Source organism: Shewanella sp. HL-SH2, assembly GCF_051164935.1.
In the GTDB taxonomy this organism is placed as follows: domain Bacteria; phylum Pseudomonadota; class Gammaproteobacteria; order Enterobacterales; family Shewanellaceae; genus Shewanella; species Shewanella glacialimarina.
Genome location: NZ_CP195035.1, coordinates 113,029 through 139,149 on the forward strand (window position 1 = coordinate 113,029; position 26,121 = coordinate 139,149).

Annotated in this window: 19 protein-coding genes; 8 read left to right on the forward strand and 11 right to left on the reverse strand. The window is 40.2% G+C overall.

The genetic code is table 11. The features are described 5' to 3' along the window. Window positions 1-251: 251 nt before the first annotated feature. The 5 genes from ACRWP9_RS00400 to ACRWP9_RS00420 form a co-directional block, all read right to left on the reverse strand. Window positions 252-539 carry a hypothetical protein gene (locus ACRWP9_RS00400; protein ID WP_434927376.1) on the reverse strand — a complete coding sequence of 96 codons (288 nt, stop codon included), beginning with the start codon at window positions 537-539 and terminating at the stop codon, window positions 252-254. A gap of 615 nt (window positions 540-1,154) precedes the next feature. Further along, on the reverse strand, window positions 1,155-1,748 hold the full coding sequence (cas6f, locus tag ACRWP9_RS00405) for a type I-F CRISPR-associated endoribonuclease Cas6/Csy4 (protein ID WP_434927377.1): 594 nt from the start codon (window positions 1,746-1,748) through the stop codon (window positions 1,155-1,157). A 19-nt stretch (window positions 1,749-1,767) separates the two neighbouring features. Beyond that, complete coding sequence (csy3, locus tag ACRWP9_RS00410) at window positions 1,768-2,874, reverse strand: type I-F CRISPR-associated protein Csy3 (protein WP_434927378.1); 1,107 nt, start codon at window positions 2,872-2,874, stop codon at window positions 1,768-1,770. 9 nt (window positions 2,875-2,883) lie between these two features. After that, entirely contained in the window at window positions 2,884-4,977 is a 2,094-nt protein-coding gene (locus tag ACRWP9_RS00415) for a type I-F CRISPR-associated protein Csy2 (protein WP_434927379.1), read from the reverse strand. A 5-nt stretch (window positions 4,978-4,982) separates the two neighbouring features. Then, window positions 4,983-5,987, reverse strand: a complete 1,005-nt coding sequence (locus ACRWP9_RS00420) for a TniQ family protein (RefSeq protein WP_434927380.1) — start codon at window positions 5,985-5,987, stop codon at window positions 4,983-4,985. A gap of 490 nt (window positions 5,988-6,477) precedes the next feature. On the opposite strand from ACRWP9_RS00420, the gene ACRWP9_RS00425 reads away from it, so the two are divergent. The 6 genes from ACRWP9_RS00425 to ACRWP9_RS00450 are packed head-to-tail and all read left to right on the forward strand — an operon-like array spanning window position 6,478 to window position 16,853. After that, window positions 6,478-8,088, forward strand: a complete 1,611-nt coding sequence (locus ACRWP9_RS00425) for a type I restriction-modification system subunit M (RefSeq protein WP_434927381.1) — start codon at window positions 6,478-6,480, stop codon at window positions 8,086-8,088. Next, the gene (locus ACRWP9_RS00430; protein ID WP_434927382.1) at window positions 8,085-9,245 is read left to right on the forward strand and encodes a restriction endonuclease subunit S; all 1,161 of its coding nucleotides are present in this window, start codon (window positions 8,085-8,087) and stop codon (window positions 9,243-9,245) included. The genes ACRWP9_RS00425 and ACRWP9_RS00430 overlap by 4 nt, the downstream gene beginning before the upstream one ends. A gap of 11 nt (window positions 9,246-9,256) precedes the next feature. Beyond that, entirely contained in the window at window positions 9,257-12,448 is a 3,192-nt protein-coding gene (locus ACRWP9_RS00435) for a DEAD/DEAH box helicase family protein (RefSeq protein WP_434927383.1), read from the forward strand. After that, complete coding sequence (locus tag ACRWP9_RS00440) at window positions 12,367-12,939, forward strand: type I restriction-modification enzyme R subunit C-terminal domain-containing protein (protein ID WP_434927384.1); 573 nt, start codon at window positions 12,367-12,369, stop codon at window positions 12,937-12,939. Before ACRWP9_RS00435 ends, ACRWP9_RS00440 begins: the two co-directional genes overlap by 82 nt. Before the next feature lie 58 nt (window positions 12,940-12,997). After that, window positions 12,998-15,112: a GTPase gene (locus ACRWP9_RS00445; protein ID WP_434927385.1), complete on the forward strand. Its 2,115-nt coding sequence runs from the start codon at window positions 12,998-13,000 to the stop codon at window positions 15,110-15,112. Window positions 15,113-15,128: 16 nt separating this feature from the next. Beyond that, the gene (locus ACRWP9_RS00450) at window positions 15,129-16,853 is read left to right on the forward strand and encodes a GTPase (protein WP_434927386.1); all 1,725 of its coding nucleotides are present in this window, start codon (window positions 15,129-15,131) and stop codon (window positions 16,851-16,853) included. 22 nt (window positions 16,854-16,875) lie between these two features. Here the strand turns inward: ACRWP9_RS00450 and ACRWP9_RS00455 are convergent, their stop codons facing one another. Continuing rightward, the gene (locus ACRWP9_RS00455; protein ID WP_434927387.1) at window positions 16,876-17,187 is read right to left on the reverse strand and encodes a helix-turn-helix domain-containing protein; all 312 of its coding nucleotides are present in this window, start codon (window positions 17,185-17,187) and stop codon (window positions 16,876-16,878) included. A 221-nt stretch (window positions 17,188-17,408) separates the two neighbouring features. Between ACRWP9_RS00455 and ACRWP9_RS00460 the strand changes: the two genes are divergently transcribed. Then, a complete protein-coding gene (locus ACRWP9_RS00460) occupies window positions 17,409-17,936 on the forward strand; it encodes a hypothetical protein (protein ID WP_434927388.1) in 528 nt (175 codons plus the stop codon). Then, complete coding sequence (locus ACRWP9_RS00465; protein ID WP_434927389.1) at window positions 17,933-19,345, forward strand: DEAD/DEAH box helicase; 1,413 nt, start codon at window positions 17,933-17,935, stop codon at window positions 19,343-19,345. The genes ACRWP9_RS00460 and ACRWP9_RS00465 overlap by 4 nt, the downstream gene beginning before the upstream one ends. Before the next feature lie 57 nt (window positions 19,346-19,402). On the opposite strand, the gene ACRWP9_RS00470 is transcribed toward ACRWP9_RS00465, so the two are convergent. From ACRWP9_RS00470 to ACRWP9_RS00490, 5 genes are all read right to left on the reverse strand, one after another. Then, the gene (locus ACRWP9_RS00470) at window positions 19,403-20,404 is read right to left on the reverse strand and encodes a TniB family NTP-binding protein (protein ID WP_434927390.1); all 1,002 of its coding nucleotides are present in this window, start codon (window positions 20,402-20,404) and stop codon (window positions 19,403-19,405) included. A 2-nt stretch (window positions 20,405-20,406) separates the two neighbouring features. Further along, complete coding sequence (locus ACRWP9_RS00475; RefSeq protein WP_434927391.1) at window positions 20,407-22,260, reverse strand: Mu transposase C-terminal domain-containing protein; 1,854 nt, start codon at window positions 22,258-22,260, stop codon at window positions 20,407-20,409. Next, a complete protein-coding gene (locus tag ACRWP9_RS00480) occupies window positions 22,253-22,852 on the reverse strand; it encodes a TnsA endonuclease N-terminal domain-containing protein (protein WP_434927392.1) in 600 nt (199 codons plus the stop codon). The genes ACRWP9_RS00475 and ACRWP9_RS00480 overlap by 8 nt, the downstream gene beginning before the upstream one ends. Window positions 22,853-23,013: 161 nt before the next feature. Next, complete coding sequence (locus ACRWP9_RS00485; protein ID WP_434927393.1) at window positions 23,014-23,607, reverse strand: hypothetical protein; 594 nt, start codon at window positions 23,605-23,607, stop codon at window positions 23,014-23,016. A gap of 171 nt (window positions 23,608-23,778) precedes the next feature. Next, complete coding sequence (locus tag ACRWP9_RS00490) at window positions 23,779-26,106, reverse strand: YgiQ family radical SAM protein (protein WP_434927394.1); 2,328 nt, start codon at window positions 26,104-26,106, stop codon at window positions 23,779-23,781. Window positions 26,107-26,121: the final 15 nt, after the last annotated feature.

Genomic DNA, 26,121 nt, shown 5'->3' on the forward strand with positions numbered 1-26,121 from the left:
GTGCCCCGGGTATTTCTGCTTTTTCATTGAACTGCTATTTACTGTCTGGCCAGAAGTAATTGCATCAATCTGAACTTGGCGTAATTGCAAAGCAGCCCACCGAGGACGTACGATAGCCCTGTTCTCTTCCGCTCATAGAGTATTGACCATAGGTAGCGCGTAATAGAGCCACTAATTTTAGTGGTTCTTGTCGTTTCTAGCATTCGAAAAAGAAAAAGCTCTGCAAACGCAGAGCTTTATCATCGTGAGATTTACTTGTAGTACTGATAAAGTCGTTTGGAATTATATTTCCAACTTTTTGCTAGATCATACACATACGCTGGATAGTCATCCCATGGGTTAGCCAAAGATCTTCCTCGTGCAGCTCGCAGCTTGATCGGGTACCCTCTGCACTCAATCATGTGAAGGAAGTAATAGCCCTTTTCCTGTTTTGTTGAAAAATGCTTGTGGGTTCCACTGCGAACGCTGGGATAAAAATCCCAAAGATATTGACGCTGGCATTTAATACGTTTTCGGTACTGCTGTTTTAGTTTTTTCATTTACCCTCCAGGTTTACATTACCTAGAAGGGGTCCTCTGCAAAGTAGTTCATTCGTCCACCTTTATGTGATGTCTAACTTAGTCCAGTAAATCAGCAGTAGTATGATCACAGTTAGTGGTAGAGCATGAAATCATTACCAAAGCTTATCAATAAAAACATGCTTCCTCAAACACCTTGGGGCAGGAGTGTGTTAGAACTCAACTAATTTCAACCCTAAAGTAGCTAAAAAGCCTAATACATTAAAAATAAAAACCTCCCCTTGAACTATAGCAATGAGAGGTTTCACTGCCTTTTCGGCAGATATGTCTAAATCAACTCTAAAGTCACGATCTGCGCGATTTGTAGCTGCCTATCCGGCAGGTCACGATGCCTTGTCAATCAAGACAAATGATGTGTTATTTGTAGCTGCCTATCCGGCAGGTCACAAACCTTCGGTTTAATAAAAAGATAGCAAAAAATTTGTAGCTGCCTATCCGGCAGGTCACAATCAACATACCAAAAATAACTGTATAAAATCAATACTTAAAAATGAAATGCCACAAAATACCATCACCAAACAGACAAAATCATTAAGCCTATATTTCAATAACTTACTAAGCGTTTAAAAAATATGGTTAAACACTATCGAGCAAATTAGATAAATCAGGAACTGTTCCATTAAACTTGTGGTTTGTCGCAAAACCATAACTATTAAACTCTGGTTCGGTTTGCTTCTCTGGCACATTTTTTTGAATATGCAGCAAATAATCTTGCTGGCTACTGAGACTGCTTATTGCAATCCTATGGAATACATCAACTTCTTTTGCTTCACTCTTCTTTAAAGGATTAAAGGTCTCCCCCCTCTCCGATGCACGCTTTTCTAAACGCCTTAACCGACGTCTAGCGTCACCAACGAATAACTTTGCAATGGCTTGATTACGCTTAAACCTAACCTCACCACAACTTTCTGGCACAGCCTCTACATTAGTTACTTTAAAAAAACCGCAGTCCTTCATGTCTTGAAAATAAGACTGACTCTGTAATCCTTTAAGATAATTAGCATTAGAGTGAACAAAGGCAATTACATTCCCAATTGATTTATCAGACCAAGCAGGAAAACTAACCCCAAGACCTGTAATATCATGCTTGCCCATATAACCATGCATGATAGATATACAACGTCCACTCAACAAAGCTAAATTGGCTTCTTTTGGTACATACCTAACCATGAAGTAATACCTCTGCATTTTAAGCTTTCTCCTTGGTATCAGCTTTCTTTGTAGTACCCGCCTTTTTCTTCGTTTCAGTCTCGGTGTTTTTAGATTCAGCTTTTTTCTGGAACATTCCACCTTTAATCAAAACTGCAAACACATAATAAACATCTGAAGGTATTGAGACTTTCGAATCCGCTAACTGCCTTTTTAACTCGTTCAGATAACGTTCTGACTTTATGAATAAAGAATAAAAACTACGCATAGATTCAGGATTGCGACGCGCAATTATACATTCTTGGTCTGCTCCATACTCATGAACCCGCAATCGATGTTGAGCATCATCATCCCACCAATCATCGATCAATTGTAAGGCTGCACCAATTTTTACAGTGTTAAAACTGACAGCTTTAAGTCCATCAAGGCACTTCACTTTAGCAAATTGTTTTGAAGGCTTATCCTTATCCTTATCCTTCAGGAGTTGGCTTGGAAATACTTCCTGACAAAAAACAGTTTCTATCTTGGCAATAATATCGGCACTCCAAAATACCTTAGGATCAGTTAAAGCAATATGGAACTCATGACTTAATTCATCTAAAACCTGTTGTGCATCCTGGGGCCAGCGACTACTCCAATCAAGCTGACGAGTATTGGCAATTTTATAATAATTGCCCGAGCTCGTTTTAATCTCAATCTCGGTATTACCGGTATTCTGATTTCGCCATAGCCAAGTACCCAATAAAAGGTTTTTGCAGTATCTCTTCGCGAGCTCTTTATAACCTCCACACTCATAAAAAGTGGTGGCCAGCTCTTTAAGTAAAGCACGGACATCATCATTACTGGTGAGTGGTTTACGAGTCTCTGCCATTACTCTCAATGAAAATCGACAATATAGGTGTTCTACATTTGGAGGAACATAACACTCTTCGAGCACAAGAAGATTAGGATGAGCTAAATCTTGAGGTTGCAAATTTTTAGATTCAAATGTTGAAGTAAAACCTTCAGTAAAACCAGCTTTCTGGCCACGTATGTAACTTATTGCCGCTTGTAACGGAATAAAATCCTTTTCTTCAGTTTTATAAAAGAAAACGGCCTTGCTCGGGTACAAAGAGCGATTATATTTTAACATGTTACACAGTTCCATATCGTTTCCTTAGATCCGTTTCATGAGCATTGAATGCTCTTTTATATCAAGCATCCAAAAAGCTCGACGGAAATAATTCTGCATACCCTGCAACCTTATATCAATTGCATTGGCGCACTCAACTAATCCTATTGCTGATTCAGCATAACAATGCAAAGGCTCATAGGCGTTAGTTCTTTTTTGAGGAGTTCCTAACAAAAGATAACCATACATAACAGGGTGCAACAAACGATTCTGTTTCAATAAAATCAGTAAGTCCGAAAGATTCGCAATTGAATATCTAATCGGCATAATCCACTTTCCAGATACAGGTAAGCGCCTCAACTTTGAATACAACAAAGCTTCCGAATCATATAACTCACACCAATCATTGACTGAGTCAAGTTCAGGAGGGTGCATAACTCCTCCAGCAAACCTTGCAGGAAAACAGGCTCTCAAAATATCTGATGACGAATCTAACGTATTCAAATCCTCTTCATAACCATCAATATGAATAACAAGATCAAACACTAAATCACAATACTTATTATCTATAATGCCAGCTCTTCTAAATTGATTTTCTTTTGGGCCATGCATGCCATATTCAGGCAGATTTTTACTTTCTCCGGCTGAATAGTGACGAATAAACCATGAAAAAGAGGTCATTCTAAGTTGCGAACCAAGTAACTCATTTAAGCATCTTTGGTAATGATGCATCATGCCCCAAACAGCCGTTAATGAAGGAACACCAGAACAGTATGGATTGGATAAGGCTTGTGCATCAAATACCCGTATCCCCTTCAAATATAAATAACGTTGTTGAGACTCGTCATCAGAGGAAGCAGACAATACTGTAGATTCGTTAGATAAATTATCAAGCAACCATTTAAGGCTACTTTTAAGGGGCGTCATCAATTGTTGATGAAAGGCATACTTACCAACCAGGTTAGAGTGAGATAACACACTGTTTAATTGACTAAATAGCGGCGCTAGTAAATGTGTTAACTGTTCATCACCCATGGTGACAAAGGAATATTCAAACGTACCGTTAATTGTCTCAAGTTTCGATAACTGAACCGGATTATCTTTTACTTCTAATCGCCACTCTAATAGCGGAGCAAGCCATTCAGACAATGTAGACCTTACTTGCCTATAACTTATCACCTTTTGCTGCCTACGCTGCTTTAATGCCAGCGCGAAAGGCAAAGATAAAAGCCCTTCCAAAGCCTGAACAAATTTAGATTGATGAAAAACGCTATGATTTAAAGCTGACTGGCCATTTTGAACCTTACCCAACATTGAATCACTTAGCCCAAATTCAGAGTATTTCGTTTTTGGTGGATAATTTAACACTCTTACATTACCGCCAAGGGAGGCAGACAAATCACCAACAGAAGCAGGACGAGTAAATTCGACATGAGTAAATTTAGCTTGCTTAGCCATTGTCGCTTTTTGAATTTCAGATTGAAGCACATGGCTAACTACCGGCGTTACAGCCAAGTATCCATTTCGATAAGGCATTCTAACCTGATTAGAAAACCTATCGACTAAGCTAGGAGCTTCCGCTTCCGGTAAAAAACCTTTAACTCTACCGCAGATATTTAAAAAGTCTTTCACTAGCATGCCTAAGGCTTGAAAAGCCTCTTTCCAAACACTAGTCGGGTCTAATAACAAAGTAGCAAGGCAACAAACATTACCCTGCCAAATAAAATGGCTACCAAATAACTTTGCCAAGTTTACTTTAGCGCTATCATGGGACCAACCTAGGATGGGGGTGAAATTAGCACTGCTCAACACTTGTGGATGAAAAACAGGAGCTGGCGCGATTAACCTCTGCTTGCTGACACGAATATCAGGGTACTTTAAATTATGGGTGTGCAACCAAGCCACTTCAGCAATACAAAAATCAATGTGTTGTTCATTTCTTAGCGTTTTTTTAGCTAGCCGCTTATCAAGCAAACTCTTAACCAGCTTTTTAGGATAAGTCAGATTAAGCAATATCATTAATGCATCTGCTTCATTGCCCGTTACATCTATGTCACCGGTATAAGGCGCAAATGCTCTTCTCAAAGCAATATTACGCTCCTCAACCTCTTTGATAACTAATAAAGATTCTAATGTCACATTATCTACCATGATGATAAATACACTCCTTGTCCATTAGCGCCAAAACTCGCTTTATACTCAATAACCTGCCTCAAGTAGAATACCCCAACATGAGGGGCAACCCGCTGCTTCATTTTTTGGCGATACCCTGAAGATAAAACACCATCCTGATAAAGGCGATATACCTGCTCATAGTTGGTTGAAAGCAAAGCCGCAGTTTCAGCAACACTTACGAGCATATCCGCAACGTTGGACTTTTTAGATTTAGGGTGTGATTCAACCAAATTGCGAAGATACTCCATCAATGCTGAATGAATAAAATGAGGCTCTTTTTCTTCAGGATGAATACACTGAGACTGCAAAATCAAGTCACCATAGATAAACTTAAACGCTGTTTTATTAAATAAATTCACCAGCCTTAAATCTGCATGACTCGTTATCGTATCTAATTCACGATAAAAGTTATCCGGCCACGCTTTAAAATACTCAATTGCATCAATATATTGATGTTTTTCAGGATAACGTTTTTGATGCCAGGCAAGTGCTGCAAATCTATGGGTTGTTGATACAGAAGCAAAAAGAGGACTGCTAGATGAGTCATCACCACTTATTAAACAGCCCGACAATTTAATATCTTGCTGGCAAGCTTTAGCGCTTGATGCCTTTATAAATTCAAAACCACAAACACAGCGATCAATGGATTCATTTTCGATGTAATTAATAGGCTCTTGGCACTCAGGACATTGATGGACTAATTCACATTTATGCTTTGCGCATGCTCTAATCGGTTTCAAATGCCAAGCCTGGCGAATATAAGCCTCTTCATATAAACACTCTGGACAAATTGGTACGGCATCAACACCATCTTCGCTGGCATAACGAATAAAACTCAATGGAATATCAATACCATTGCGTTGCACGGCCGTCATACCTCCAACAAATGTTTTGTTAGAGCGTAATAAAGCTAGTTTTTGTAATTCATATGAAGGCAAGCCAAGCAAAGACTCAAGTAAGCCTAGCGCTCGCATTCTAAAGTGGCTGTTATGTTTGGCGTGATAAACATTAAGGCGCTTTAAATCGATAGGAAAAGCACCATGGGCTTCAAAATCAAGTTCATGCAGCTCTTCACGTATCGCTAGGCTGAGTTGCTCATATGAATCAAAAAGTTCTCAGCCACAACTCGTAGCAAGTAACTTTCAAGCGACTCATCATTAAATGCACGAGATTTAGGTGAAAATAGAAAAGCCATACCGCACCAAAAACTAAGGAAGTCTTAGCTTAACTTATAAGCTTTTATCTAAAATGACAAGAAACTCTTCAGATATGTTTATACACCGATGAAATAGTATCAATACACAAACCAAAAACTTGACCGGAAACCATAACTTACTGCACATTAGCTGATATGATAAAACCAATTTTTAAGGGCTTAAGCTAAATAAATAGCCAAGCCTATGTACACACTTCAGTTATCGCTAAAAGTTTGATGTGTACTATTGCATACCCAAGAGAGAATCAATGTTAACAGGCAAAATACGTAATCAAATCGACCAAGTGTGGACGATGTTTTGGACCGGCGGTGTCGCCAATCCTATCTCGGTAATCGAGCAAATCTCTTATCTGTTATTTATTCGCCGTTTAGACGAGCTACAGCGCACCGCTGAGCGTCGTGCACAGGCCACTGGCATTCCTGTTGCTAACCCAACTTTTGGCCCTGACGAGCAAGCGTTGCGCTGGAACAACTTTAAAGATAAAGACCCTAACGTGATGATGGACATAGTCCAAAATCAAGTGTTTCCTAAAATCAAAGCCCTGCACAATGAAGGCAGCTTTGCCGAGCACATGAAAGACGCCATCTTCATGATCCCGTCACCTAAGTTGCTCGACCAAGTGGTGCAACTGCTTAGCGCCATCAATATGGACGACAAAGACACCAAAGGCGACTTATACGAATATCTACTCAGCAAGTTGCAGCAATCGGGCGTTAATGGCCAGTTCCGCACCCCGCGTAATCTAATCCAAATGATGGTTGAGCTAATGCAGCCAAAATTAGGTGACACCATTTGTGACCCATCATCTGGCACCTGCGGCTTTTTAATGGCGGCGCTTGAATACGTTGAAAACAACTATAAGCAAGAGGTTAACAAGCCAGAAAACCGTAAACATGTGAATAATGCCATGTTCACTGGTTTCGACTTTGACAAAAGCATGCTGCGCATAGGCGCAATGAATATGCTATTGCACGGCATTGAAAATCCAAGTGTACTGTATCGCGACAGCTTACAAGACCAAGGCGATGCCAATATCAGTGAAGCCTATAACTTAATTTTGGCTAACCCGCCGTTTAAAGGTTCGGTCGATTTTGACATCGTCGCCCCTGACTTACTGCGCGCCTTAGGCAAAAACCCAGCCACGAAAAAAGTGGCGCCAAAGTATAAAACTGAAATTGACGAAAACGGTGTTGAAACGCAAGTAGAAGTCAAAGCCAATGGCCCAACCGAAAAGTCTGAATTATTATTTTTAGCGCTGATTTTACGCATGCTAAAAGTCGGTGGTCGTGCTGCGGTTATCGTGCCAGACGGGGTGTTATTCGGCTCGACCAAATCCCACAAAAGCATTCGCGAAAAAATCGTTAATGAGCAAAAGCTCGAAGCGGTTATCTCATTGCCATCAGGGGTATTTAAGCCTTATGCCGGTGTCAGCACCGCGATTTTAATCTTCACTAAAACCAATTCTGGCGGCACCGACAAAGTGTGGTTTTACGACATGCAAGCCGATGGTTTCTCGCTTGACGACAAACGTACACCACTTTTTAAAGACGGTGCCGAACCGACCCACGAGCAAAGTAATATCGCCGATATCATTGCCCGTTACGCCGGTTTGACCAATCCAGATGGCACGGCCAACCTTGCCAGCCCAGAGCACAGCCGCAAAACCACCGAACAAAGTTTTATGGTGCCAGTGGCAAGCATTACCGCCAACGATTGTGATTTAAGCCTGAATCGCTACAAAGAAGTGGTGTACGAAGAAGTGCAGTACGACTCACCTAAAGTGATTTTAACGCGGATTAAAACCCTGCAAGAGAAGATGGCGAAGGGTGTGGCAGAGCTTGAAGGATTACTGAAATGAGTTGGCCACTAGTTGAATTGGGCTCAATAGCTAATTTCATAAATGGCTTTGCGTTTAAGCCCGCACACTGGGAAGAAGAAGGTAAACCAATTATTCGTATCCAGAATCTAACAGATTCTTCCAAGCCGTTTAATTACTCTTCAATGGAAGTTCCTGAAAAATATCATGTCATCAAGGGTGACTTGCTAGTTTCTTGGTCTGCGACTTTGGATGTTTTTGAATGGCATAGAGAAGATGCTCTTTTAAATCAGCATATATTTAAAGTTGAGCCTAACTTTGAAAAAGTAAATAAAGATTACTTACGATATGCCTTGAGAGATGCAATCTCTGCAATGCTTAAGTTCACTCGTGGTTCGACCATGAAACATGTGAATAGAGGGGATTTTTTAGGTACAAAAATCCCACTCCCACCACTCGAAACCCAAAAGCAAATTGCGGCTGTGTTAGAAAAAGCCGATCAACTGCGTAAAGACTGTAAGCAAATGGAGCAAGAGCTAAACAGCCTCGCCCAGTCCGTGTTTATTGAGATGTTTGGTGATCTTCGGGTAAAAGAACGTTATACGAAGAAAGTATTTTTCAGTGAAATATTTAATATTTCAAGTAAATTAGTAGATCCCAAGTTAGAACAATATGAACATATGCCACATATAGGCCCTGAGCACATTGAAAAAGTCACTGGGAGGATACTACCTTATAAAACAGCAAAAGAAGACGGATTAATTAGCGGTAAATTTCATTTTAAACAAGGATGTGTTCTTTTTTCAAAAATCCGTCCCAATCTGAAAAAAGTAGCAATTCCTAATTTTGATGGATTATGTAGTGCGGATATGTACCCACTCGAGCCAGTAGATGGTATTTCTACAAAAGAATTCATTTGGGGATTAATTTTATCTCTAACATTTGATGAGTATCTCGAGGTGTTGGCTTCACGAGCTAATATTCCGAAAATTAACAGGAAAGAATTAGCGCTCTTTGATTTCTATCTGCCCAGTTTTACCGACCAAAAAAAATACTCGATCCAATTGAACAAAATACAGCAACAAATTGATACAAACAGAGAGCTGATGAATGACATTTCAAGTAACTTTAACTCGCTAATTCAAAAAGCATTCACTGGCGAACTTAATCTCGATTACGCTAAACCCAATAAGATGTAAAAGGAACTTACATGTCAGATACGGTCCAACCTCCAGCTTCCACAGCCACTCATGGCGCTAGCGCTTTTGGCATTAGCTCTCTTGGTATTAGCAACTTTGACTTTATGGCTGTGGCGGTTGCAAGCGGAACAGGCAATGATCTGTATTCCACCCGCTGCGCTGAAATACAGCTGCGGGCTAAAAGCGCTGAAGCCAACATAAAAACCGACCCGCGCATTGCCGGTTTTTATGCCCGCAATGCGCTGGAGTTAATGGTTGAAACCGTATTTGACATAGACAACTTGTTAACCCGCCCACGCCATGATGCGACATTAATGTCGCTTATTCATGAGCAAGGCTTTAAGCAAAACTTAAGCAGTAACTTGTTCCCTAAGCTTAAACTGATCATCAAAATTGGTAACGAGGCGGTACACGGCAAAAGCGCTCTGCCACAACGTGATGCCTTACAATCGGAAAAAGAGCTGCACCATGTGCTGTATTGGTTTGTTCGCACCTATACGCCAGGGCTAGACAGACAGCAATTTACCGTTGCGCCATTTGATGAAGCATTAATCCCCCACAAGCTTGCCATTGATGCGGGTCTTGTAACTAAGGCCATGAGTAGCATTAAGCGAGTGCAAGAGCTCGAAAAACAGCTGGCGGAAAGTGACAGTGTTAAGCGTGACGAGTATCAGCAACAGCTGAGTGAAAACGCCGCGTTAAAGGCCGAAAACCAAGCTTTGCTTGAGCAAATCGCCAAAGCCAAACAAAGCGCAGAAACGCAACTTGATACCCACGACTATAACGAAGCCGAAACCCGCCATTACTTAATCGACGCCCTGCTTAATGAAGCGGGTTGGCCATTAAACCAAGCGCGAGACCGCGAGTATCCGGTTAGCAGCATGCCAATATCGACCGCAAACCCCAATGGTAATGGTTTTGTGGATTATGTGCTGTGGGGTGATGATGGCACCGCACTGGCGGTGGTAGAGGCCAAACGTACCAGTCGCCGCCCAGAAGACGGCCAGCAGCAAGCCAAACTCTATGCCGATTGCTTACAAAAACAGTGTGGCGTGCGCCCAGTGATATTTTACAGCAATGGCTATGAAACTCGTTTGTGGGATGACTATTTTTATCCGCCACGTAAGGTACAAGGTTTTTATACTAAGGCTGAACTGGCGCTAATGATAAAACGCCGCCGCGATCGTAAAGCTTTTTTTATGACGGGCAATGACACCCCGCTGGTTGAAACTGAAAACCTTGATATCAATAACGACATCACTAACCGTCACTATCAAAAAGCGGCAATTACTCATATTTTGCAGGACTTTGAATTAGAACATCAGCGCAAAGCACTGCTCGTCATGGCTACCGGTACTGGTAAAACCCGTACAGTAATAAGCCTGGTTGATTTGCTAGTTAAAAATGATTGGATTAAAAACATCTTATTTTTAGCCGACCGCAACGCTTTATTAACTCAAGCGAAAAAGAACTTCGTTAGGCTATTACCCCGCGTGAGTTGCGCTATGTTAAGTTCAGGCCAAAGCAAAGACAGCATTGAAAGCCGTTTGTATTTTGCCACTTACCCCACCATGAAAAACCTACTCGACCGTGGTGCAGATGAGCGCCCATTTGGCGTGGGCCATTTTGATTTAATCATTGTCGATGAGGCCCATCGCTCAGTGTATTCAAAGTATCGGCAAATTTTTGAGTATTTTGACGGCTTGTTAGTAGGCTTAACCGCCACCCCAAAAGATGAAGTTGAAAAAGATACTTACGGCATTTTTGACTTACAAAAAGGCATGCCAACCTACGCCTATGAAGATGCCAGCGCCTATGCCGAAAAATACTTAGTCCCGCCGACCAAAATAACCGTCAAAACTAAATTTCTACGAGATGGAATAAAATACAAAGAGTTATCGAAAGATGAACAATTAGAATGGGAAAGTAAAATAGAGCTTGAAGATCGTGAAGAGGTATTATCATCAGAGCTAAATAAATTCTTGTTCAATGAAGACACAGCCGAAAAGATGTTCGCCCAGCTAATGAGTAAAGAGGAGCTTGGCGGTATTCATGTTGAAGGTGGCGACGTGATTGGTAAAACCATCATATTTGCCGCCAATAACGACCATGCGGTGTTTTTAGAGACGATGTTTAATAAAAACTACCCTAAATGGGCCGGTAAGCTGGCACGGGTTATCACCTTTAAAGAAACCTATGCCCAAAGCTTGATTGATGAGTTTGGCGGCGATGAAAACAATCGTAAAGACTTTGACCCGAAAAACCCAACTTGCCGAATTGCGATTTCAGTAGACATGCTCGATACCGGCATTGACGTGCCAGAAGTGGTTAATTTGGTGTTCTTTAAGGTTATCCGCTCTAAGGTGAAGTTCACTCAGATGATTGGCCGTGGCACCCGTTTATGCCCGCATTTATTTGGTCCAAACGATAATAAAACCACCTTTAAAGTGTTCGATTACTGCCAAAATTTTGAGTATTTTGATGCTAACCCAGAAGGTTTACCCGTAGGTATCACTCAACCAGTCACTCAACAAGTGTTCGAAAAACGTGTAAAGCTTAGTATTTTACTTAACAATCGCCTGCAAGATAAAAGCTACCAAGACAAGCACCCAGAAGACTGTAATTTATTGCGTGGCTTAAACACCTATCAGCTTGATATGTTGCATCATCAAGTTATAGGCATGAATCTAGATAACTTTATTGTTAGACCAAAACGCCAAGCGGTTGAACCCTTTTTAAACCGCCACCATTGGAATAATATCGATGACACCAAGTTTACTGAGCTAGAAAGCCATGTGTCTGTGCTACCCACTGAAGCAGAAGCCTTTAATCAAGACGAACAACCCAATAACTTATCGAACCGCTTTGATAATATTATTTTAACCATGCAACTGGCATTGCTTGAAAAAGGCATGGTGCCGGAACAATCTCGATTACGAGTAATGGAATTTGCTCAGTTACTAGAAGAAAAAGCTAATATTCCTGCCATTCAGGCTCAGTTACAACTGATCCAAGACATACAAACTCACGAGTTTTGGCAAGACATCCATCTAGTAACACTTGAAGATATACGTAGACGTTTACGTAACTTAATGTTCGCTATCGATAAAGAAAAAAAGAAGTGGTGTACACCAACTTTGAAGATGACATACAAGGCGTACATGACGTTACCGCTGTTTATCAAAGCCCAACCATGGATTTAGCCCAATATCGCAAGAAAATTGAACTGTATATTAAAGATCATCAAGATCAGTTAACCATTCAAAAGCTAAAACGTAATAAGCCGATCACCCAAGCCGACTTAGACGTACTCGATGGATTGCTATTGGATGCCAGCGGCATGAGTGACGTAGAGGCTTATCGCCATCAAATATTGCAGGAGAAGCCCTTAGGCGCGTTTATTCGCCAATTGGTAGGACTAGACTTAAATGCAGCTAAAGAAGCCTTCAGCAGCTTTTTAGACGACGGTATTTATAACGCCGAGCAAATCAACTTTGTGAACCAAGTTATCGATCATCTAGTGCATAACGGCGTACTCGAAATGGCCCAAATATTCGAACCGCCATTTACCGATTACCACGGCGAAAGCGCCTACGGCTTTTTTGACGAAGGCAAAGTAGTCGAGTTATTTGGGGTGATACGAAAAGTGAATGCAAATGCGAATGTCGTTGCTGATGAACCTATGATGGCTTGATTTTTCAGTATATTAAGTTGTTTACGATAGGTTTTGACACTCTATAGAAGAGAAATCAATGAATCAACATTATCTTGATGCGCTTACAAAAAGCAAAGAAGCTGCAAAAGCAGAGTACCAATTTGTAAAGGGTAATCTATCAAACACGGACTATTTCGTTAAAGGACTTAAACAACAAATATCTAAAGTAGTGAATCAAGGTGAAAGTTTACTTGGAAAGAAAGATCCTTCTACTCTAAAATTATATGAAATATCACGAAGTCTAAATCATGACTTAGATTCGGCTATGCTCAAATATAACCAATCCATTTCTCAACGAGCAAAGAAACTGGAAAAATTTACAGTTATGCTTTTTGGTCGAACAATGGCCGGTAAAAGTACAATTCGCGAAGCTATAACTGGCGGTGATGGCTCTAGTATTGGACAAGGAGCACAAAGAACAACCCGAGATATCAAAGAGTATGAATGGCAAAACCTAAGAGTTGTCGATACACCAGGTTTTGGTGCCTGGGGAGGTGAAGAAGATACAGCCATAGCCCATTCAATTGTTGAAGAAAGCGATCTAATTCTATTCTTATTAAGCTCCGATAGCGTACAGCTTTCAACAATCCAAGAGATAAAAGGGCTGAGTGCCAAAAACAAACCCGTTATTTTCGTGCTCAATGTTAAGCAAGATCTTACAAAAAAAATTCATCGTAAACGCTTCTTAAAAGATCCAGAAGGCTTCTTTTCAGAAGATAAAATCGGGGGGCATATTCAACGCCTTGAAGAACTAGCGAGGGATGAATTAGGTATCAGATCAAATCGTCTTAAAATTGTACCATTACACGCTCAAGCGGCTTATTTAGCTGGGCTAGAAACCGACGCTACTGAAGCAGATAGACTTTACAAAGCTAGCAGATTACCAGAGCTTTTTGACTTATTAAGCGACGAAATTTCAACGAATGGCCCTGTGCGTCGCATCCAATCACTACTAGACAGTGCATACGGTCATCTTGATTTCCTAGATCAGCATCTTATAGAAAATAATAAACAACTTCGGATATATAGCAATACCATTGACGAAAAAAGAAAACAATTTCACTCATGGTTCAATAATTATCACAAAGAACTTCAGAACTTAGTTGAGCGAAAAGTTGATGGCGCTTATTCATCATTTAAGCAGACAATAGGCTCTTTTGTTGATGATAATATTGAGCACAAAGACTTTGATCGGCTTTGGAAATTTCATCTTGAAAAATCAGGGATTGAGTCCAATATAAAAAAAGTCATGGAAGATATTCAAAATGATGTAAAGAATAAAGTAGAGCAGTTTAATCGCGAAGTTCAACAAGACATTGAGTTTTCACAGACATTTAAATTTGAGAGTCAAAGTTCATACAGTCCATTTGATTATAAGCGTTTAACTGGTTGGGGAGGAGCTATATCAGGTGGATTTTCGGCAATTGCTGGAGTACTTGCAATAACAGGCTCAACTAATTTTTGGAATCCAATTGGCTGGACGTTAGGAGGTATAGCCGTAGTATTTGGTATTTTTAATTTTTTCTCTGATTCAAAAGAGAAAAAACTTAGCAACCAGAAAACAAAAGTAGCTAAAGATATTCGTGCAAATATTGATCAACAGAGTAAATCATCAACAATAAATATTATTAGTTGGTTTGATAAACATATCCGTATCGGAGTAATTGAAGTATTACTGAAGGATACTGAAGATCTTGTTAAAGGCGTGAATCAAGTATGTCATTCATTAGATGAAGGTTCACTACAATGTAATACGTTATTATGCAGTGTTAATCGCCGTTTAATTCAACAAAGTGCTTTAGCAGTAAGTGATCAACAATCCCCAGACATTAATAATATTGTTCGCATTCCTGGTGAAGGTTGTTTCTTTACTGTGAATGGATATTTTAGAAACCCTACTCTTCTAAATAAAATTGGACAGTCTCTAAATGAATTAGTCATCGTTGTTTATAATAGCGCACCAGAAAATATGATTTCACATGCATTAAATATTAACCACATATCTAATTCTAAAGTGGTGGTTATTGACAATCAAGCCACAGTTTATGCACCCAAATCCTCTATTGGTAAAATTATTGGACGAGCAGGATGGAGAATCAAGTTGGTAACGGCTTTATTAAATATTCATATCAGTATAGTGGCATTAAATTAACGTAAAGGACCTGAATATGATTAACTTATCTTCATTTCAGCATAAAACCTCTTTGATACACAAGAAGGTTTTGGATGTTGTACAAAGTATTGAACCATCTTATACAAATCAAATAAAATGTATGTTCGATGGTGAAAAAGTAGTACTCAAATTAGCCTTTGTCGGTCAGTACAATGCAGGAAAATCGAGCATTCTAAAAGCATTGACAGGTGATGATAAAATAAAAATCGACTCGAATATTTGCACTGATAAAGTTACAGCTTATAACTGGAATAATATACAAGTTCTCGATACTCCAGGAGTACATGCAGGACGTTCGGATCATGATCAGACAACTTACACTGCTATTGATAAAGCTGATCTTTTAATCTTTGTAATTACGAATGAATTGTTTGATGACGTAATTGGCAAACATTTTAGACAACTTGCATTTGAACGACACAAAGCGAAAGAAATGCTATTAGTCGTCAATAAAATGGCCCGAGATAGTGGCTCGGGAAAAACTAAAATTTCATCTTTACTTCCAGTATTAGAACCGATGCTTCCTGAAGACTTCAGAACGACTTTTATTGATGCTGAATGTTATTTAGAGGCCTTGAATGAAAATGATGTTGAAGACCGCAATGACCTTTTTAAAGAGAGTAATTTTGAAGCTCTCGTTACATCAATTAACATGTTTGTGGAGCAGAAAGGCATATTAGGTCAATTAACGACACCGCTAAGTGGTATACAGTCATTAGTTCGTAAGCTTAGGGAAGAAAAATCAGTAACAGCCCCTGAAGAGAAACTGCTGATAGAACTGCTTCATCGTAGACTTTCGATTTTACGCGAGGGAGAATTACGCCTAAAACGAACGATGACGGAGATGCTGAATAGTACCCTTAATAAGATTTCTGATTGTGGTGATGATTTGGCTGAAATGATTTGTGAAAATAGTAGCAAAGAGGCTGTAACGGCGAAATCAGACGAAGTAGAAAAGAACTGTAAGTTCGAAGTTGATAAGTTGTCTGAGGACTTTATTGGAGTAGTCAATTCTCATATCAAGCAAGTTACTTCTGAATTAGAGCAATTAGAAGATAGTCAGCTAGCAAAAGCCTTAAACGATGCAATAGAAAAAATCACATCAAGTAATGATGATAGTTTTAAGCATTTTGGCGATCAAATAAAGTTTTCTGACTACAACGGTGATGCTAATGAACGTTATGCCAAACTTTCAGGTTGGGCTCAAAAAGGATTGAATTTAACCAGTAATAGCGCTAAAGGAGTTAATGCAACTGCTAAAAATTTAGGTAATGCAGCAGGAGTATCTGGTAGCTCCTTACATAATGGAATTAAAGTTTTTGGGAAATTTTTGGGCGTAAAATTTAAACCATGGCAAGCAGTGAATATTGCTAAAAATATTGGAAATGTTGCCCGTTACCTAGGTCCTGCATTGGCAATTGTTGGTATTGGCCTGCAAATATATGACGATATCAAACAGGATGAGCAACGAACAACTATGCGTGATGCACGAGCAAACATTCGCAGAGAATTTCGTAAAATAGCCAAGGACCTTGAGCAGCAATTTCTGGCGGGGATTTTGGATACTGTAAGAGGTATACATGGTGAAGAAATCCAGAAAACTCAGTCCACATTAGATGAAATCACAACAGGTAACCTCCAAGTTAACCAGCAGCTTACCGAGCTAAGTGACCTAGAGTTGGAGCTCGGGAACCTGATTATTAAAATACAAGAAGCTTAGAACTTTTTAATTTAGAATAAGGTTAATTACCAGTAATCTGTTTAACCAAATCAGCCTTTTCCTCCTCAGTCATCTTTTCAAGAAAGCACAGCAATTCAGCTGTGCTTTCTGATTCACAGAAAAAATAAGCCACTGGCACACCCAGCTCATCAGCCATCGCTTTTAGCGTTGCATAATCGGGGGTGTGCTTGCCCTTTTCATAATGATTCATGCGCGCGCTTGCCGTACCGGGTTCCATACCCAATTGGATACCAAGTTGCTTTTGGCTAATGCCCTTAGCCTTTCTCGCCTGCTTAAGCCTATGCGGCAATGGGTTAATCTGTTTTTCTGACACGAGTTCATTTTTATTATTAATTCCAGATAACTTAGATTGTCTTAGTTTTTTGCCTTAAGGTATACTAAGGAATCCTTAGCTTTTTGCTCGTTGTTGTCAAGTTTTTATCTGAGCTAAGTCATATCAAGTTATCGATCAATGAAGGTACAGTTGATTTAAAAGTAAAAAATGTCATGGAGTGGCTCGTTAAACATTGAAAATAAACACTATTGGTAAAAATCGTGACTATAAAATTAATCCGTATAAATGAAACTTTGTTTAGTATTCTCATTGCCGCAGAGCTTCATCAGTTCACTGTTACTCAGATAAAAAATTTGATAATGAAGATAAATTCCTCTGTTTCGCCAAAAGATATAGATCAGTTGGTTCGTCGTGCTTGCGCAAAACTGGTAAATGTTGGATTTTTAGAGAAAAAATATCAGGGAAAAAAGCATATTTATTTTAAAACAGCACTGTTTGATAAGTCACAGCTAGTGCCCAGTAAAGCGCGCATGAAAACGACAGTAACGACATCTGCCAGCTCTCAAGAATTAACGCGACTTAAGGCTACACTCAATCAATACCAGGTTGATTTACTTGGATACATTGGGGAGGCTGAAGAGTTTAAACGCCTTATGGAAGAAATCCCAAATTCAAAACCTAGGCTTTATCCCAGATACATGAATGCTCGCAATAAAAGTTCAACCCTGATGGGGAAAATTAAGGCTGTAGAGTCTTGTCTTAACGACCTTAAAGGCTTATCACAGTGAAGTTAAGACAATGGCAAAGCCAATGCGTTGATGCTGCGTTAGCACGATATCAAACTCAAAGTCATTTTATGTGTTTAGCTACACCAGGTGCGGGTAAAACTATTATGGCGGCAGAACTAGCCGCAAGACTTATTGCTATGGGTAAAATTGACTTTGTACTGTGTTTTTCTCCATCTTCAGAAGTCAACGATAGTATTAGAAGTACTTTCTCTAAACGCTTAAATAAACGCTTTGATGGACTTATGGGAGCAATTGGTAGTGTCTATACCTATCAGTTTATGCCCTCATTAACAGAAGCATTCTGGCAGCTTTTGCGTACTCATAAAGTGTTTGTGATTATGGATGAAGTACATCACTTAAAGGGCAGTCTACTAACTAATGCCAATGCTTGGGGGGAGGAGGTGCTGTTAAACATTCAATATAATGCAGCTTATACTTTGGCGCTTTCTGGTACACCTTGGCGCTCAGATAAGGCCCCTATAGTTCTTTCACGATTCACTGAACCAGATAATACAATCCACTGTGATTTTAGCTATGGATTAAAGCAGGCAATAGAGGATAACGTCTGTCGTCAGCCTAATATCGTTTTAATTGATAACAACAAAATCAAACTAGAAATTGATCAAGAGATTGAGACATTTGCATCTATAGCTGAGCTTTTGTTAGAACCAAGATACAGTTATCAGGCGTTAATTAATCATCATCAAATAATGTATTATATGTTGAATCAAAGCGTTAAAAAATTAGCTGAAATACGCCTGAGTAATCCGAATGCCGGTGGTCTAGTTGTCGCTGCGTCAATTAAGCATGCTAAACGATTACTCCAAATACTTGTCTCTGATCTTAAGCAAAGTGCTTGTATCGTGACATCTAACTTAAAGCATCCTTCCCGTATTATTGATGGCTTTCGACAAAGTAACGCTCAGTGGATTGTGAGTGTAGGGATGATTTCTGAAGGTACTGATATCCCTAGGCTGCAAGTATGTTGTCATTTAAGCCGAATAAAAACTGAAATGCATTACCGACAAGTGCTAGGTCGAATATTAAGAGTTAATTCAGATGAGACTCAACAAGCTTGGTTATTCACGTTAGCTGAAACAAGCCTGACAGAGTTTGCTTATAGAATTGACCAAGATTTACCAGAGCAATCAGTGGTTATCGAGCAGACTGGCTCACAGGATTTAGACCTAGAGTTACCGCAATTAACATCGAGTGAAGCTACTCAGGGGAATGTCGGTAATGAGTTACATGTGGACCTGTCAGGTTTTTCATTATCCAATACTAATGGGCATGCTAGCACTTCACATAAGTCAGCCATTGACGAAGAGAACACTTATAATTTGGCATTGCTAGGTTCATATAAAGAGCAAATCGTCAGGATGTTTGACAATTATTTACTCAGTAGCTGAGCCGAATCTATAAATTAGCTTCAAGGCGTTTAACAAACGACAGAAAACCTCCCTCAATCATTTCAAACTTAAAATATCGCTAAGCGCCATCGGCTTGGTATACTTTGGCCCGATGGTAAGCTGATCAACAGTTTGCATATCGAAATTTATCCGAGATTGGCTTTCAACCTCTTTAAGTAATATCTGCTCAACAGGAAGTTCGAACACATTAGGTTGTTCTGGAACCATAGAAGCGTAAACAATGCCTAAATGCGCTAACGATATCGTGCAGTCCTGTTGTTCTAACGCAAGAATTAGCGCTTCTTTTAATAACTCTTTAATGAAACGATTTTCTCCTTTAGTTGCAGCAAACAAAGGGATTGCAATGGTAGGAGAAGCTAAATCTGGCGGTAATGCAAAGGGCATACGGCTCGCCAACCCCTTTAGATACGACAGGTAATAACGTCTTTCATTAATATCTTTAAAATAGAAGTGCTTCAATGTACGTTTACGAATAAGCCGAGATGCCCATTGAGGATCTTCGCAAATTTGCTCAGCCCATGGCATTCCCACAAAAGCTATCGGAACTTGAGCCTCCTCACTTATGTATTTTAGTGAATTTCCGATAGCTTGACGCTCTTGCTTGCTTTTATATTCGAGTATCTCTTGAAACTCATTGATAATAATCAACTCAACCTTAGTACGTTTTAAGGCTTCGACTAAATCCTTCTCTAGATTTCTTACAAAGCCACGGCGCGACTTGTATCGACCAGTACCAAATAGCTCAAGATCATGAAGCATTTGCACTAAAGTACTATCTAAATCACGTTTAGCCGAGATACGAGTTAGTAATACAGGTATCCGCCTGCTATTTAATTCGCTAGCCAACGCCTTAGCTTTATAATGGTCAATTAGTGCACTTTTCCCAGTTCCAGCTTCACCGGTTATTAAAATGCATTGCTGATCTTTCGAGAGTAAACGTCGAGCTCGTAAATTATCCAGTTCATCGATTATACCTTTCACATAAGGGTGCTCTATATAACATAAGGAAAACTGAGTCGCTGTTGCCATTATATCCATACTTAAAACGCCTCTATGTCATCACTGTCCCAATCCATGGGGTCGAATTTATTGTTATCATTTTCAGGCGCCTTCGCAGATGGTAAAGCTTGTGAGGTATTCATTGGTACCATTACATGTTGAGTATTGCTGTCTATGCCTTGGTATTTTGCTAACTTCTTCATTCCTTTTTGCTTTTGTTTGTTCACCAGTGCTTGATTGACCATCTGATCAATCTCTAACCGGCTCTGCGCAAGCGATACTGAGTCTTGAAAATCGGTAACGTTTCTTCGACGATTTTTAATATTGACCTTATGCTGGGTTAGCGTGAGGCCAATGGTATAGCCATCGGGATCTTTAGCGGGTACTTTGAGGTAGCATTCTTGCTGTTCTAAATACACATAGATGTAGCTTAAATCGTGAGGATTAACTTTTATATCAGCTTTCAAACCACGCTTAGAGGCAACTGGCGTGTATTTTCGATACTCCAATAATTCTGCTGAATCGTACCGCAAGTGCAAAAACTGGATACCATCTTTTGAAATAGAACGTGTGTCTAAAACTCCTAATTTGACGCGCAGTAGCTCTTGATCGTCACCAGTATATTCAATCGGTGGATAAACTGACGCACCTTCATACCACTTTGCAATTGGCACTCGTGTTTTTCGGTCATCGGCTTTTTGGTTGTAAACCTCGATAATCCACTTATGTAGTAATTCATTAAATAAACTAAAACTGATGACAGCTTCTTTATCTGGTTGGTAATCCCCTTTGGCATCAATACTTCTAAAGTTTTTTCCTGGCAGCGAGTCTAAAAACTCTGTATTTAATGTTCTAAAAAAACGCTCCACTTTGGGCTTTTTCCAAGGTTTGCCAACGGGATTGTAACTCGTATTAATACCAAGCTCTTTACAAGCAGACTCTAACGAATCCCCCCAAAACTCAACTCCATTATCAACGACTAAAAGCTCAATTTTTCCATGGCAAGGCCATTCAGCATTAATACTTGAAAAACGATTAATTACATCATCTTTACTCAGCATCGTATTAACTAATGCTGCTCGAATAGATAAATGACTAGGCTCATTAAAACTGACGTAAAAACCCACAACGCAACTACTATAGCAATCCACGAGTGCCGTAATAGTTGGCCGCCCAATCACGGTCTGGTTATCTTCCATTAATACAGTGAAATCTAGTACCGTATGATCTATCTCTACTCGCTCCATGACACTGGTTGGATCTGCAAATTTATTGCCTAGTTTGTATTTTTTTTGAACATAGCTACGGCCAAAACGTGCTGAGTCAACCTCATAGGGTTCTAAACTTTTAATACGAGCATTAAAGCCAGTATAGGAAAGAGGAATAATTTCTCCTGAAACTAAACGGCTATTTTCGACTTGAATTAGATCATAATAGTAACGGTAGGTAGTTGCGACACTTGGGCGCTCTTTTCGTAAATATTTGTCTTCCAATGCTTTATTAAAGTAAAAGTCACCACTGCTATTTTTAAGAGCTCTATTACCTTTTTTACCATGGGAGGGAATAAGTGCAGTTATGCAGAAATTAGATTTTTTATATTTACTATACCAAGCAGCGATAGCACGCCACTTTGGCTTAGGTTCATTATCATAGGAGGTCATCTCTGCCAGCAGTGGATCTATGTTCTTCTGAGTCCAACCTCCATCTATACGTTTCTCAATAAATCTGACGTAGTGCAAACGCTTTTTAGTTTCGTTTTGAATAGCTTGATCATGCATCTCAAGAGATTTGCTAGCATTAATAGTAATCGGAACTTCGGCATCACGATTTACACTAAAAATCTCTGCATCTAGCTCGTCAATTTCATCCTTAAATAGGTCAGTATCTTCATCCATGGGGAATAAAAATTTCTGTATCTAAACCAAAAGGAGTCGCATCTAAGTCAAACCGTATTAGCCCCTGTGATGCGCCAGTTAGAACCAGTTTATTAAGTTGCCCTTGGCTTAACTTGGATTCATCAAGTAGTTCACGCACCGTCACTACGCCACTCATACGTATCAATGCTAAAACCCATTCAATTTGAGTATTGTATTTTGAATCTCCAGAATAGCGGTGTAACAGTTTAAGGTTATTAAGAAGCGGACCTTTCCGTAACTGGCGTTCGGTGATCAATCGGAGTTCTAAGCCCTGCTCAATACAAGACCTCTGTTTATGCCTAAATCTATCTTTAACCTCTGGATTACAAGCATCTTTTGAATACTTAACCTCATAGTAAATCTGCTTACCATCTGCAATTGAGACCAAAAAATCAGGGGTGTAAGGAAGGGACTTACCATAATACTGGTAGTAAAAACCAATAGGCTGAGCTTCAAAGGTTGACACCGACTTGCTGTATTCAAAATGAAAACAAGCATCAAATTCTAATGAAGACTCTACCGTTAACGAAGCACGATTCTTTAAGCTCGAGAATTTATAGAGGTTCTTCACGCGAGAATGCTTTATATTTCTTTGGTACATAAAAATGCTCATATCTAGTTAAATGACCAATAAAGAGTACACTATGCAAACTTATAGTTCAAATTATGCACACTTATTTGTCACTATGTAAACTTATATGTAATTTATGCAGACTTATGCTTCAAACAACATTACTTATGCCCCCAAGGAGTTGGCGGTAATGCGACGGGTTTGGTCAAGTCAAAGTCGACTCTAAAGTTACGTTCTTCGCGAGTTAGGCGGTAAGTAAAGGTGTTTGGCTCTATGTACATGTGCCATACATTGGTCACTGACTGATCTAGACCGTTTTGCTTAAAGTTGGCAATGGACTCAGCATCAACCGGAAAAGATTGTTGGGTAACCGTACCAGAATCTGCGGTATCGCCACCGTACATAGTGACTTTATCTTCTGTGCCATCCTTGTGGCGGTGATCATGCTTTAAGCGTAAACCGGTTTCAGTTTTAGTGATCACCCAAGTACGAGAATGATCATCGCCAACATGAAATGGCACTTTTAATTCGGTGTCGCTACATTCACGCACATGCATCACCAATTTTTTACCGCTAAAACCATCATCAGCACTGCTACCTGCGGTCACCACACCTTCAAACGCTTTGCCACAGTGGGCAGATAACGCATCAAAATATTGATTTTGAATGTCATCTGCCGCAAGGCTTGCAACGGAGAAAAGTGCTGTCGCAAGTAATGATAAAGATAAGGCTGATTTGATAGGAGTTGTTGTCATTATTATGCCTAATAGGTATGGGGAAGAATGGCAACCATAGCAGTTTTTTTTGAATTGAACCTGAATAAAATAGTGTAAATCTTGAAGATAACCTCCCCATTTAACTAATAAAAAAGCCGTGTAGCAACGCTGCACGGCTTTTATCAGAATAACAAATGTAGTTAGTGCATCTTAGCGTGTATGCTTTGACGGTGTTGCCCAACCATTACTTTTGCCACCCGCTTTACTGGCATTAGATTTACTAGCATTAGCTTTGCCTGAACCTGCTTTATTTGCACCAGCTTTAGCTTGTCCATTCGCCGCTTTGGGCTTTTTATCTGCTTTGGCTGCGCCCTTGCGATCATCAAATTGATTTGATGAAAAACGGGTCATGGCCTTTTGGCCATCTTGCTTACCATCGGCTTTGGCAGACGACTTAGCAGGCTTTTGGCCCCACTTAAGTTTTGTTTGCTCATTGCGGGTTTCCGGTGGCACTAAACAGCTTGGGCTATTACCAATAAGCGATTCTTTACCCATGGCGATCAAGGCTTCACGGATCATCGGCCAGCCTGCTGGGTCATGATAACGTAATAAGAATTTATGTAATTTACGCTGACGACCTTTTTTAGGTACTGTCACTATCTCACTGGTGTGCTTCACATTTTTAAGTGAGTTTAACTCAGTGTGATAAATCGTGGTCGCATTGGCCATAGGTGAAGGGTAAAAATTTTGCACCTGGTCTAACTTAAATTTTTGACCTTTAAGCCATAACGCCAGGTTGACCATGTCTTCATCGGTAGTGCCTGGATGCGCAGAAATAAAGTAAGGGATTAAAAACTGTTCTTTACCTGCCTCTTTAGAGAACTTATCGAACAATTCTTTAAACTTATCATAGGTGCCCATACCCGGCTTCATCATTTTGCTTAATGGGCCATCTTCGGTATGTTCTGGGGCAATTTTTAAATAGCCACCCACATGGTGCTTAGCTAACTCTCTAATATAATCAGGGTTTTCAATCGCTAAATCGTAACGAACGCCCGATGCAATCAATACCTTTTTAATACCCGGCACTTCACGCGCCGCTTTATATAAGTCGATGGTGTGTTTATGATCTGTGCCTAAATGGCCACATATTGATGGGTAAACACAGGATAAACGGCGACAGGTTTTTTCGGCTTTCTCGCTAGTACAACCTAAGCGATACATGTTGGCGGTAGGGCCGCCTAAGTCAGAAATAACCCCGGTAAAGCCCGGCACTTTTTGTTGAATATCTTTAATTTCTTTAATGATCGACTCTTGCGAGCGACTTTGAATAATTCGCCCTTCATGCTCGGTAATCGAACAGAATGAACAACCACCAAAACAACCACGCATGATATTAATTGAGGTTTTAATCATGTCATAAGCAGGGATTTTTTCCTTGCCGTACACAGGGTGCGGAATGCGCTGGTATGGTAAATCAAATACCGCGTCCATTTCGTCAGTGTTTAACGGCCAAGCCGGTGGATTAACCCACACACCACGATTAGCATCGTGTGGCTGGAATAACGCACGGGCACAACCTGGATTTTGCTCCTGGTGTAAAATACGTGATGCGTGGGCGTATAAATACTTATCACTTGCGACTTTGTCATAGGCAGGCAGCAGTACGTAGGTTTTATCCCAAGGTTTTGGTTTAGGCGGTTGTACGCTGATCGCTTTAGGCGCATCGTTGTCAAAAATTTTGTTATCCGTTGGCCCAGATAGTTTGGCACAGCCAACGTCATCGGCGCCATAAGGATTGGGTATAGGTTCAATTTTATGCAGTTGATCAATTTTGCGTGAATCCATGCCGCGCCAGCCAGGCATAGCTTCTTTGCGCATGACAGCTGTGCCACGCACATCATCAATATCGCCAATAGCTTCACCACTGGCGATACGGCGAGCAACTTCCATCAAAGGACGCTCGGCATTGCCGTAAATCAAAATGTCGGCTTTTGCATCAAAAATCACGCTGCGACGGACTTTGTCTGACCAATAATCATAATGAGCAATACGGCGTAAACTCGCTTCGATACCGCCTATTACTACAGGTATTTCTTTAAATGCTTCTTTACAACGCTGGGCATAAACCGTCACGGCGCGATCAGGGCGTTTACCACCAATATCTCCGGCGGTGTAAGCATCATCGTGACGTAATTTACGGTCAGCAGTGTACCGGTTGATCATCGAATCCATGTTGCCAGCGGTGACACCAAAAAATAAGTTTGGTCGACCCAGCTGCATAAAGTCTTCTTTGCTTGACCAGTCGGGTTGAGAAATGATCCCCACCCGATAACCTTGAGCCTCTAACATGCGGCCAATAACGGCCATGCCGAAGCTAGGATGGTCGACGTAGGCGTCACCAGTCACAATGATAATGTCACAGCTATCCCAACCCAGCTTATTCATTTCTTTGCGGGACATAGGTAAAAATGGCGCCGCACCAAAGCTTTCGGCCCAGAATTTGGGATAACTAAATAATGTAGACTCAACTTGCATGTGTATGACCTAAAA